Below are 10,813 nucleotides of genomic sequence, written 5' to 3'. Positions count from 1 at the left end.
AACAGCGCGCACCAGCGCCTGCATGACGGGATGCGCCGGGCAACGCAGCGCGATGGTCTCCAGCCCGGCGGTTACCAGCGACGCCACCGCCGCATCCGCCCGGCGCGGCAGCACCAGCGTGAGCGGCCCCGGCCAGAACGCCCGCGCCAGTGCGTGCGCCAGCGGCGAAAAGATCGCCAATGTCTCGGCCTGCCCCACATCGGCCACATGCACGATCAGCGGGTTGAAGCTGGGCCGGCCCTTCGCCGCATAGATTCCCGCCACGGCCGCGCCATCATCCGCGCGCGCCGCCAGCCCGTACACTGTTTCCGTTGGCACCGCGACCAGCCCGCCGGCACGCAGCACATCGGCCGCTGCGGCAATGCCGGCGGGATCGGGCGTCAACAGGCGGCTTTCGGGCTGCATTTCGCGCGTCTATACCGGTGCAGAACCGAAAACGGAAACAGCACGGAACTCTGGCCATGCCCTACACCGCCCCCACCACCGAACAGCGTTTCGTGCTCGACGTGATCGCCGATCTGCCGGGCCTCGCCGCATTGCCCGCCTATGCCAACGCCACGCCCGACATGGTGGATGCGATCCTGGCTGAATCCGGCAAGCTGGCCGCAAACGTCTTCGCGCCGCTCAACAAGTCCGGCGACAAGGCCCACGCCAAGCTGGACGACGGCGTGGTGACGCTGCCCGCCGGCTTCGTGGAGGCCTATGGCCAATATGTGCAGGCCGGCTGGGCGGGGCTGGGCGTGCCGGAAGCACATGGCGGCCAAGGCCTGCCCTTCGCCGTCGCGGTCGCCGTGCAGGAACAGCTCACCAGCGCCAACATGGCGTTTGCGCTGTGCATGATGCTGAGCCAGGGCGCGATCGAGGCGCTCGCCGCCCACGCCAGCCCGGAATTGCAGGAGCGCTACCTCTCCAAGCTCGTCACCGGTGAATGGACCGGCACGATGAACCTTACCGAGCCGACCGCGGGCAGCGACGTTGGCGCGCTGAAATCCCGCGCGGAACCCAACGCTGACGGCAGCTGGCGCATCAAGGGCACCAAGATCTTCATCACCTGGGGCGAACATGACGCGGCGGACAACATCGTCCACCTCGTCCTCGCTCGCACGCCGGACAGCCCGGCCGGCACCAAGGGCATCAGCCTGTTCCTGGTGCCGAAATTCCTCCCCGACGGCACCCGCAACGATCTGAAATGCGTTGGCCTTGAACACAAGCTCGGCATCCACGCTTCGCCCACCTGCACGATGAGTTTCGGCGATCTTGATCAGTGCATCGGCTGGATGGTCGGCCGTGAAGGCGGCGGCATGCGCGCCATGTTCACCATGATGAACAACGCCCGCGTGCAGGTGGGCCTGCAGGGCGTTGCCATTGCCGAAGGCGCCATGCAGCACGCGCTGGATTATGCCCGCACCCGCGTGCAGAGCGCCAAGTTCGGCGGTGGGCCCGCTGCGGTGCGCATCATCGAACATGCCGACGTGCGCCGCACCATCATGACGATGCGCGCGCTCACCGAAGCCAGCCGCGCGCTGGTCTATCTGAACGCCGCCGCTGTCGATCGCGCCCATGCCGGCGACAAGGCCGGGCAAGGCCTCGCCGATCTGCTCACCCCCATCTCCAAAAGCTGGGCCACCGATATCGGCGTCGAGGTCGCCAGCCTTGGCGTCCAGATCTTCGGCGGCATGGGCTATGTCGAGGAGACCGGTGCCGCCCAATATCTGCGCGATGCCCGCATCGCCCCGATCTATGAAGGCACCAACGGCATCCAGGCCATGGACCTTGTTGGCCGCAAGCTGGGCATGGACGGCGGCCAGCACTGGAAGGACCTGCTCGGCGAAGTCCGCGCCACGCTGTCTGATCTCGATGAGGATGAGGAACTCAAGCTCATCACCCCGTGGCTGCAGGACGCGCTGGATTCTGCCCAGACCAGTTCGATCTGGCTGGCCGGCGCCAACAACCCCGATGATGTCGCCGCCGGTGCCACGCCCTATCTGCGCCTGATGGGCCTGACGCTGGGTGGCTGGCTGCTCGCCAAACAGGCACTGGCCTCTCGCCACCACCCCGATCCGCAGTTCGCCGCCGCCAAACGCGCCACCGCGCGTTTCTTTGCCGAACAACTGCTGCCGCAGGTGCAGGCGCTTTCCGCCAGCGCGATGCGCGGCGCGGCGCTCCTGTATGCGATTCCGGAAGACGGACTGGCCGCGGCCTGAGCCGGCCAACAAGAAAGGGGCGGCCATTGCCGGCCGCCCCCAGAAGCACACGAACCGCCGATCAGGCCGCGACGGCGATCTGCCGACGGCGAGAGGCAAGGCCGACCGCGCCGAAGCCGACGATCAGCATGGCCCAGCTCGCCGGCTCCGGCACGCCACCGACCTGGAACGAAAAGTCGGTGTGCAGATCGGTCCACGGACCGCAGTGCGGGCCGCCGTCCCCGCAGCCGGGGCCGACGCTGCTGTGCGCGTTGAAATTCTCGGAACCGATGGTGGGACCGCCCAACGCCAGCGCCCAGTTCCATCCATCCGCGGCATTGGCCACCGTCAGCCAGTAATTGGTTCCGGCCTTGATGTTCCAGCCCGGACCGACTTGAGCATCAAACCGGTAGATACCGGGAATGGTGGTCGCCACCATGCTGGCGGCAACAAACTGCTTGAGACCACCAGTTGTATTGTTACCCGGAGGGGTGATTGCGGGCTGGCCCAGGGCCGGATTGTTGTTTTGAAGAACAACTTCCCACATGTTGCTCTGGGAAATGCTGCCCCACCATGTCAGCTGGCTGACATGCGTAGTGGCAACCGGCACAAAATCATCCGCGATGATCGGGCCGGAGGCATTGTGGTACGAAATGTTCGGCGGCGTTGCCAACGATGTTGGCAGATCCTGATAGACAATGGTTGACGATGCCATTGCCGGCGTCGCTGCCACGACCACACTGAACAATCCGATGGCCGCGACTGCTGATAATTTGCTCGAAATGAATGACATAACGACCTCCTCTCACAATAATCTTGCTCAACGAGCGCAGATAGCAGACTCGTTTGCGGCAGAACCGGCAATTTCGGTTTTTTACGGATGACCTCAACCCATTGTTTTTTCTTGTGCATCGCGGGTTCCTGGCTTTTATCGCTCCCATTTCGGGCAGCCCCAGCGGCAGATTCCAGCGCACTTCCGGGCAGCGGCCGAGTCGCGGACAACCAGCGACGGCTCTCGTTTCAGCCTAGCGGCTAAACCCTCCCCCGCTCCCGCCCGTTAACCCTCCAGATGGAGGTGGCCGCATGGGGGTGGAGGAACGCTGGCAGGATCGCGCGCCGCGCCGTTTGCCGGCCTGGCGGGGGCGGGATGATCGCAACAGCCGGGTGCAGCAGCGCTCGCGCTGGATGCTGATCGCCGGCAGTGCGCTGCTGCTGGTGGCGATGATGCTGGCGCGCTGGCTGCCGCACGGGCTAGGTCGCAGTGCCGCAAAACCCGCGACTCCAATGGCGCCAGCCGTGGTGGCCGCGGCGCCCATCGGCTTTGGTGAGAGACTGACGCCGGACAAGCTCAAGCTGGTCGATGTGCCGGCGCAGCAACTGCCAAAGGGCCATTTCGCGCGCATCGATCCGTTGATCCTGGGCCAGGGCCGCACCGCGATGCGCCCCATCACGGCCAATGAAATCGTGATCGAAGCCGCACTGGTGGCCGGCGCCACCCGGCTTTCCACCGCACCGCTGCTCGGCCCCACCATGCGCGCGCTGGCGGTGCAGGTAAACGAAGTGGCCGGCGTTTCGGGGCTGGTGTTCCCTGGCGACCGGGTGGACCTGTTCCTGGTGCGCCAGCCCGATGAAGCGATGCCCTATGCCGATCTGCTGGCGCAGAATATCCGCGTGCTGGCGGTGGGCAGCGACATGAACATCGCCCGCGAAAAGCCCGGCGTGGTGAAAACGGTCACGCTGGCAGTGAACCCGTTGCAGGCGCAGAAGCTGACGCTCGCCATGACCACCGGCGAGATCAGGCTGGCCTTGCGCCCGTTCAGCAACGAAGCACGGGTGCGCCTGCAAACCGTGCAGGTGAGCGACCTCAGCGATGGCGCCACCACCCGGCTGGTGCGCAAGCCCGGCGGCGTGGCCACACCGGCCGCTGTTCTGCCCTGATTGGCATTGAAAAGCCCCGGTAATCCACTGATCAGAAACGGCTCAGCATCGTGATAATCCGGCCCGACCTTGACTTTGCTGCAAATGACGCCCACATGAGGGTTGCTAATCGTCGCCTGCGACGGAAATTGACGCCTGAAAAACGGCTCCTTCTCCTTTCTCGCGCTACCAGCTCCGGCCGTGCATTTGCGGCCGGGTTTCTTGTTTTCGCGAAAGGAAAACATCACATGATCACCGGAACCGTCAAATTCTTCAATGCCGACAAGGGCTATGGTTTCATCTCGCCGGAAAATGGTGGCGATGACAACTTCGTCCACATCAGCGCCGTCGAGCGCGCCGGCATGAGCACCCTGAACAAGGACCAGCGCGTCAAGTACGAACTGGAAACCGATCGCCGCGGCAAGACCTCGGCTGTCAACCTCGAAGCTGCGTAAGCGGCAGGGGCCGGGCAGCGCCGCAAGGCTGCTGCCCGCCCTTCGAGGCGCCCCTGCGCGGCGGTCGTTCCGGCCCTTGGCTTGTCCAGGGCCTGGAAAACACCCGCGCAGGGTTGCTGCCTGCCCGTTCACACCAACCAATTCCCTTCTGCGGGCGGCCCCCTCTGCAATCAGCAACGCCGCACTGCACCGAACAACAGGCGCCCATCCGCGCCAGGATCTTGATGACCATTACCCCCATTGAAAACAGCCGCCGCCAACAGGCTGCGCGCCGCACGCTTTCTCTTCAGTACGGCAACCACGAACATCGCCGTTCACCGGTCCTCACCCGCAGCGAACTGCGCCAGCTGGTACTTAATCAGCTGGGTTGACCAGCCACCCGGCCAGCTCCCCCGCCTTGGCCGCGTTCCCGCAAAGGATCACAGCATGCGCGCCACCAGCCTGTTCTACTCCACGCAGATCGATCAATGCGCCCGCAACGCGGCCGATGCCGTGCTGGACAATCAGCGCAACATGTTCCTGCGCGCGCAGGCCGCCTGGCAGACGCTGGCCGACAAGGAAATCGCCGCCCAGGCCGAGCGCGACAAGCGCCTGCCGGCCTGACATCGGCACCAATCAGGGCCCGATTCAGGGCGCCGGGTGCATCGCCCGATCAACCCAGTGCGCACACAACGCCCCCACCAGTTGCGCCGCCACGAACGCCGGCACGCTGGCCGGCGCGATGCCATCGAATGTATCGGTCAGGCTGCGGGCAAAGGTGAGCGTGGGATTGGCGAAGCTGGTTGACGACGTGAACCAGCACGCCGCTGTGATATAGAGCGCCACGCAGGCTGGCACGGCTTCCGGCCGATACCGCCCGCTGAGCAGCACGGTGAGCAGCAGGCCGAAGGTGGCGATGAATTCGCCCAGCCACTGCCCGGCGCCATCGCGAACATGGCCGGAAAACTGCAGGATTGGCAGATCGAACATGGCGTGCGCGCACCACACTCCGGCCACACCGGCCACCAGCTGCACCGCCATCATCGCCGCCCCGCTGGCCCAGCTGCCTTCGCCGCGCAGCCGCGTGACGATGGTGACGGCCGGATTGAAATGCGCGCCCGAAATCGGCCCCAGCATGGCGATCAGCACATAAAGCATCGCGGCGATCGCGCCGACATTGCCGATCAGCGCCACCGCGACATTGCCGCCGGCCAGCCGCTCCGCCATCACGCCCGATCCCACCACGCAGGCAAACAGCAGGAAACTGCCCAGCGCCTCGCCCACCAATATCGCCCGCATGCTGCCCCCAGCCCTTGTTGTTGGCGCCATCATCGGAGTGCTGGCGCGGCTGTCAACCGCTCAACGCATCGGGAAGGGCAGGCCGCGCTCCCCCACCGGCGGCAGCACATCATCCACATCGATCACCCGCGCTTCATTGCTGCTGCCGGGCAGGGCCGCCAGCGTGGCGGCGGCGCGATCCAGTACCACATCCCACGCCGCCGCCATGGCCGGCGTGAAGCCATCCCCGCAGCCATCACGGATCACGGCGGCAACGATGGGCAGGAAATCGGCAAACACGGCGCGCGGAATGCCATAGGCATCATGGGTGATGGCTTCGGTGCCCAGGAAGGCGCCGCCCCAGCCGCCTTCGGGTGCGTAAGGCGACGCCAGATCGAGCGCCATCTCCAGACTGCGGTTCAGCATTTCGCCACGGATGCGGCCGGAGGTGTCGCGCCAGAATTCAGCCTCCATGGCCGGGTGCAGCGCAAACAGCCGCGCATAGATGGCCGGCTGCGGATCGCCGATTCGGGCAACGGCCAACTCCAGGCTGGCTTCAAGGGCGGCGCGGTTCTTCATGATCCCATGCTGCGCTGCTGGCGCGCCCAAGCCAAGTGCCGGTTTTGCAGAGGGACAACGCCGGAACGGCGTTAACCCTTTTTTATCGGGTTGGCCATTGACAATTTCGTGACGATATTTAACAAAGTGTTTCATTGGTTGTTGCGTTGGTGTGTTTGAGTAGGGCCAGCGCTCGAGTGGGGGATACTCCAATGAACGATGCGCGGCCCTTCGTTGATTTTTACGCGATCCTGCGGGTTCATCCCGAGTGCGATCACCGCACGCTGGAAATCGCCTATCGCAACCTTGCGAAAATCTATCACCCCGATCATCCGGAAACCGCCGACATCGACATGTTCAATGCGGTGATCGAGGCCTATCGCGCGCTCAAGGATCACGGCAAGCGCCTCGCTTATGATGCGCAATACAGCAGCCACACCGGCTTCGTGTTTGCCGCCGACGATGAAATCCTGGCTGAAGAGCGCACCGCGCTGTCCGATGCCGATGTTCATGCCGAAGTGCTGCTGTACCTGTACAAGCGCCGCCGCGAACGCGCCCAGGAACCGGGCGTGGGCCAGTATGAACTGCAGCGCATGCTGGGCTGCACCACCGAAGCCTTTGATTTCCATGCCTGGTATCTGAAGGCCAAGGGCCTGATCGAAACCACCGACGCCGGATCGTTGGCGATTACCATCGCCGGGGTGGATCATGTGATCAGCACGTCGCGCACCGTGGCGCAGGAAAAGCTGCGCATCACCCAGTTCGCCGGCACTGCGGGCCCGCGCGCCTGGCCGCACGCCGCCGCCGCCTGAACCGGGCCAGCTTGCACCCCAAGCTGATAGACGCACGCGCTGCTTGGCGTTAGGGAACGGGCAATCCCGTTTCTTCATGCAAAGCAGACCCTCGTGAACCTGTTTACCGACTATGCCGCCGTTCTGAAGGCGGCGCTGGCTGAGCTGACCGACGCTGGCACACTGCCCACCGGCCTGTCCCATGCCAGCGTCACCGTGGAACCGCCGCGCGATGCCAGCCACGGCGATCTGGCCACCAACGCCGCGATGGTGCTGGCCAAGCCTGCGGGCATGAACCCGCGCGCATTGGCCGAAGCGCTGGTGGCGGTTCTGCGCACCAAGCCGGGCATTGCCGCTGCCGAAGTCGCCGGGCCGGGCTTCATCAACCTGAAGCTGGCCGACAGCGTGTGGCACGCACAGATCAACGCCATGCTCGGCGCCGGCAGCGATTATGGCCGCTCCACGGTGGGCCAGGCCAAGCGCATCAACGTCGAATATGTCTCCGCCAATCCCACCGGGCCGATGCACATGGGCCATTGCCGGGGTGCGGTGGTAGGCGATGCCCTCGCCGGCCTGCTGGAATATGCCGGCTGGGACGTGACACGCGAATATTACATCAACGATGCCGGCGGCCAGGTCGATACGCTCGCCCGTTCCGCCCACCTGCGCTACCGCGAAGCGCTGGGCGAAGCCATCGAGATCCCCGAAGGCTTCTACCCCGGCGACTATCTGGTGCCGGTGGGCCAGGCGCTGGCCGCCGAGTTTGGCGACGCGCATGTGAACGCGCCCGAAGCCGACTGGCTGGCCCTGTTCCGCAGCCGCACCGTCGCCCTGATGATGGAGCGTATCCGTGCCGATCTGGCGCTGCTTGGTATCGAACAGTCGGTATTTTTCTCCGAAGCCTCGCTCGGCACCAAGGTGCAGGACGCGCTCGACACGCTGAAGTCCAAGGGCCTGATCTATGAAGGCGTGCTGGAAAAGCCGAAAGGCGACGCTGCCGACGATTGGGAAGCCCGCCCGCAGACCCTGTTCCGCTCGACCGATTTCGGTGACGATCAGGACCGGGCGATGCAGAAATCCAACGGCAACTGGACCTATTTTGCCGGCGATGTCGCCTATCACTGGGACAAGCTGACCCGGGGTTATGACGCGCTGGTCAACATCTTCGGCGCCGATCACGCCGGCTATGTGAAGCGGATGACAGCGGCGGTGAAGGCGCTGTCTGATGGCCGCGTGCCGCTCGACATCAAGATCGTGAACCTGGTGAAATTGCTGCGCGCCGGCGAACCGGTGAAGATGTCCAAACGCGCCGGCACCTTCGTGACGTTGGGCGAAGTGGTGGAAGAAGTGGGCAAGGATGTCGTCCGCTTCGTGATGCTCACCAAGCGGCCGGAATCGATGATGGATTTCGATTTCGCCAAGGTGGTGGAACAGAGCCGCGACAACCCGGTATTCTATGTCCAGTACGCCCACGCCCGCATCGCCTCGCTGGGCCGCAAGGTCGCCGAAGCCGGGGTGGCGCTGCCGGAGCCTGACCTGACGTTGCTCGATGCCGACGAACTGAACGTCGTCAAGATGGCCGCCAACTTCCCGCGCATCGTCGAGCAGGCCGCCGAAGCGCGCGAACCGCACCGCATCGCCTTCTATCTCGGCGATCTCGCGGCGGCCTTCCACAGCCAGTGGAACGCCGGCAATGATGATGCGACCCGTCGCTTCGTGCTGGCCGATCGGCCTGATCTGACCGCGTCACGGCTGGCCATGGCCCGCGCGGTGGGGCAAGTGATCAAGAACGGCCTCGCGGTGATCGGGGTGGCCGCTGCCGAGGAATTGCACTGATGGCGCAAAGGGACGAAGACGCCCCCTGGCTGGCTGAAGCGACGCCGCTGCGGGCGGAACCGAAGAAGCGGCCGTTTCTCAACATCGCCATCGCCGTGCTGGCGCTGGGCGCAGTCGCGGCCGTGGCGCTGCTGATGCTGCTTGGCCGGCGCGATGGCGGCTCGTCCCAGGGCTATATGGAAGCCGATCAGGCACCGCTGATCGAAGCCGATGCCGGCCCCTACAAGGTGCCGCCCGCCGATCGCCAGGGCATGGATGTGCAGGGCGACGGCGAAGTGATCCACGAAGCCGTGCGCGGCGAGAACCCGGGCGCTGTGATCGACATGGGCGCCCTGCCCGAAGAACCGCTGGGCCGCCCGCGCGACCTGCTGCCGCCAGGCAGCGCGCCGCCGCCACCGCCCGCCGCACCCGCCGGCCAGCCGGTGCAGGTGCAGGTGATGCCGGCCGGGCCGGCCGCTGCCCCGCCAACCCGCCCGCTTCCGGCCAAACCGGCGGTGCCGCCGCCGGCGCCCGTGGCCGTGAAACCGGCGCCGGCCAAGCCCGTTGCCGTGCCGCCAGCGCCCGCCAGCAAACCGCCAGTTGCCGTCACCAAGCCGCCAGCGCCCGTCACCGCGCCGGCAGCCACCGGCAGCAAGACGGTGCAGATCGGTGCCTTTTCCAGCGAGGCCAAGGCCGAAGAGGAATGGGCCCGGGTGTCCGGCAAGGCCAAGCTGACAGGCAAGCAGATCCAGAAGCTGACCTCGTCGAGCGGCAAGATACTGTGGCGGGTGCGCGGCACGGCCGCTGATCCCGATGCCGCCTGCAAGGCCATTCTGGCCGTGAAAGGCGCGTGCGAGGTGAAGAAGTGATGCAGCCGCTTTTCCTCGGGCTCGCCGGGCTGACCCTGAATGACGAGGAGCGCGCGCTGTTCCGCAGCAGCAATCCGGCTGGCTATATCCTGTTCAAAAGAAACGTTGATTCGCCCGATCAGGTGCGCGCGCTGACCCAGAGTTTGCGCGATCTTGCCGGCCGCGACGTGCCGATCCTGATCGATCAGGAAGGCGGCCGCGTCGCCCGGGTGCGACCGCCGCACTGGCCAGAGTTCCCGACCGGCGAACGCTTTGGCCTGCTCTACGACAAGGCGCCGATCACCGCGATCGAGGCCTGCCGCCTGAACGCACTGGCGCTGGCGGCGCTGCTGAGGGACCTTGGCATCAACGTCGATTGCCTGCCGTTGCTCGACGTGCGCGACTTGCAAGGCCATGATATCATTGGCGATCGTAGCTTTAGTGCCGAACCGATGGTGGTCTCCGCGCTGGGCAAGGCCGTGCTGGATGGCTTCAAGGCCGGCGGCATCTGCGGCGTCGTCAAGCACATCCCCGGCCATGGCCGCGCCCGTGCGGACAGCCACCTGGAACTGCCGGTGGTGACCGCCAGCCGCGACGAGCTGGAACGCGATTTCGAGCCGTTCCGTCGCCTTGCCGATGCGCCGATGGCGATGACAGCCCACATCACCTACACCGCGCTGGACGCCGCACGCTGCGCCACGCTGTCACCCGATGTGATTGATTTCATTCGTAATGACATCGGCTTTGGTGGCCTGTTGATGTCCGACGATCTGGGCATGCATGCGCTCGGCAACCCGCAATCGGGCGGCCACCCGCCGGGCAGCAACGCGCTGCAAGACTTCGGCGCCCGCGCGCTGGCCAGCCTCGACGCCGGCTGCGATATCGCCCTGCATTGTTCAGGCGATTTTGGCGAGATGCGTTCCATCGTCGAAGCCGCTCCGGTGATGAGCGAAGCCGCTGCAACCCGCCTCGCCGCCGCCATGGCCTGG

The 10,813-nt window shown here is 65.6% G+C and carries 13 protein-coding genes; 9 read left to right on the top strand and 4 right to left on the bottom strand.

Annotated elements, in window-relative coordinates; all coding sequences use genetic code 11:
• Positions 1-405: L-threonylcarbamoyladenylate synthase (locus tag RT662_RS00900; protein ID WP_313668347.1), on the bottom strand; the 405-nt coding region annotated here is incomplete at its 3' end.
• A gap of 56 nt (positions 406-461) precedes the next feature.
• Here RT662_RS00900 and RT662_RS00895 point away from each other — a divergent pair.
• Complete coding sequence (locus RT662_RS00895; RefSeq protein ID WP_313668346.1) at positions 462-2,204, top strand: acyl-CoA dehydrogenase; 1,743 nt, start codon at positions 462-464, stop codon at positions 2,202-2,204.
• A gap of 61 nt (positions 2,205-2,265) precedes the next feature.
• Here the strand turns inward: RT662_RS00895 and RT662_RS00890 are convergent, their stop codons facing one another.
• Positions 2,266-2,976, bottom strand: a complete 711-nt coding sequence (locus tag RT662_RS00890) for a PEPxxWA-CTERM sorting domain-containing protein (protein ID WP_313668344.1) — start codon at positions 2,974-2,976, stop codon at positions 2,266-2,268.
• Between the two features lie 290 nt (positions 2,977-3,266).
• On the opposite strand from RT662_RS00890, the gene cpaB reads away from it, so the two are divergent.
• The 4 genes from cpaB to RT662_RS00870 all read left to right on the top strand — a co-directional run bounded on the left by cpaB (position 3,267) and on the right by RT662_RS00870 (position 5,158).
• On the top strand, positions 3,267-4,121 hold the full coding sequence (cpaB, locus tag RT662_RS00885) for a Flp pilus assembly protein CpaB (RefSeq protein WP_313668342.1): 855 nt from the start codon (positions 3,267-3,269) through the stop codon (positions 4,119-4,121).
• Positions 4,122-4,348: 227 nt separating this feature from the next.
• Positions 4,349-4,555, top strand: coding sequence for a cold-shock protein (locus tag RT662_RS00880; protein ID WP_022680866.1), 207 nt, complete (start codon positions 4,349-4,351; stop codon positions 4,553-4,555).
• Positions 4,556-4,779: 224 nt separating this feature from the next.
• Positions 4,780-4,926: a hypothetical protein gene (locus RT662_RS00875; protein ID WP_313668338.1), complete on the top strand. Its 147-nt coding sequence runs from the start codon at positions 4,780-4,782 to the stop codon at positions 4,924-4,926.
• 55 nt (positions 4,927-4,981) lie between these two features.
• Positions 4,982-5,158, top strand: a complete 177-nt coding sequence (locus RT662_RS00870; protein WP_313668336.1) for a hypothetical protein — start codon at positions 4,982-4,984, stop codon at positions 5,156-5,158.
• Positions 5,159-5,182: 24 nt separating this feature from the next.
• Here RT662_RS00870 and RT662_RS00865 read toward each other — a convergent pair whose 3' ends face one another.
• Together RT662_RS00865 and RT662_RS00860 are read right to left on the bottom strand one after the other, a co-directional pair.
• Complete coding sequence (locus RT662_RS00865; RefSeq protein ID WP_313668334.1) at positions 5,183-5,833, bottom strand: MIP/aquaporin family protein; 651 nt, start codon at positions 5,831-5,833, stop codon at positions 5,183-5,185.
• A gap of 60 nt (positions 5,834-5,893) precedes the next feature.
• The gene (locus tag RT662_RS00860; protein ID WP_313668332.1) at positions 5,894-6,391 is read right to left on the bottom strand and encodes a globin; all 498 of its coding nucleotides are present in this window, start codon (positions 6,389-6,391) and stop codon (positions 5,894-5,896) included.
• 191 nt (positions 6,392-6,582) lie between these two features.
• On the opposite strand from RT662_RS00860, the gene RT662_RS00855 reads away from it, so the two are divergent.
• From RT662_RS00855 to nagZ, 4 genes are all read left to right on the top strand, one after another.
• On the top strand, positions 6,583-7,182 hold the full coding sequence (locus RT662_RS00855) for a J domain-containing protein (protein WP_313668330.1): 600 nt from the start codon (positions 6,583-6,585) through the stop codon (positions 7,180-7,182).
• Between the two features lie 93 nt (positions 7,183-7,275).
• The gene (argS, locus tag RT662_RS00850; RefSeq protein WP_313668328.1) at positions 7,276-8,997 is read left to right on the top strand and encodes an arginine--tRNA ligase; all 1,722 of its coding nucleotides are present in this window, start codon (positions 7,276-7,278) and stop codon (positions 8,995-8,997) included.
• The gene (locus tag RT662_RS00845) at positions 8,997-9,845 is read left to right on the top strand and encodes an SPOR domain-containing protein (protein WP_313668326.1); all 849 of its coding nucleotides are present in this window, start codon (positions 8,997-8,999) and stop codon (positions 9,843-9,845) included. Before argS ends, RT662_RS00845 begins: the two co-directional genes overlap by 1 nt.
• Positions 9,845-10,813 (top strand): beta-N-acetylhexosaminidase (gene nagZ / locus RT662_RS00840; RefSeq protein WP_313668325.1); only part of this gene is annotated, 969 nt, incomplete at its 3' end. The genes RT662_RS00845 and nagZ, both read left to right, overlap by 1 nt.

Source organism: Sandarakinorhabdus sp. (assembly GCF_032115815.1).
Lineage (GTDB): Bacteria > Pseudomonadota > Alphaproteobacteria > Sphingomonadales > Sphingomonadaceae > Sandarakinorhabdus.
This window is presented reverse-complemented; position numbering and strand designations above follow the sequence as displayed.

Bases quoted from the DNA above. Each gene is read 5' to 3' on its own strand.
- RT662_RS00855 (WP_313668330.1), top strand. From the start codon at position 6,583: ATGAACGATGCGCGGCCCTTCGTTGATTTTTACGCGATCCTGCGGGTT.
- RT662_RS00890 (WP_313668344.1), bottom strand. From the start codon at position 2,976: ATGTCATTCATTTCGAGCAAATTATCAGCAGTCGCGGCCATCGGATTG.
- RT662_RS00860 (WP_313668332.1), bottom strand. From the start codon at position 6,391: ATGAAGAACCGCGCCGCCCTTGAAGCCAGCCTGGAGTTGGCCGTTGCC.
- RT662_RS00870 (WP_313668336.1), top strand. From the start codon at position 4,982: ATGCGCGCCACCAGCCTGTTCTACTCCACGCAGATCGATCAATGCGCC.
- cpaB (WP_313668342.1), top strand. From the start codon at position 3,267: ATGGGGGTGGAGGAACGCTGGCAGGATCGCGCGCCGCGCCGTTTGCCG.
- RT662_RS00875 (WP_313668338.1), top strand. From the start codon at position 4,780: ATGACCATTACCCCCATTGAAAACAGCCGCCGCCAACAGGCTGCGCGC.
- RT662_RS00880 (WP_022680866.1), top strand. From the start codon at position 4,349: ATGATCACCGGAACCGTCAAATTCTTCAATGCCGACAAGGGCTATGGT.
- RT662_RS00845 (WP_313668326.1), top strand. From the start codon at position 8,997: ATGGCGCAAAGGGACGAAGACGCCCCCTGGCTGGCTGAAGCGACGCCG.
- RT662_RS00865 (WP_313668334.1), bottom strand. From the start codon at position 5,833: ATGCGGGCGATATTGGTGGGCGAGGCGCTGGGCAGTTTCCTGCTGTTT.
- RT662_RS00895 (WP_313668346.1), top strand. From the start codon at position 462: ATGCCCTACACCGCCCCCACCACCGAACAGCGTTTCGTGCTCGACGTG.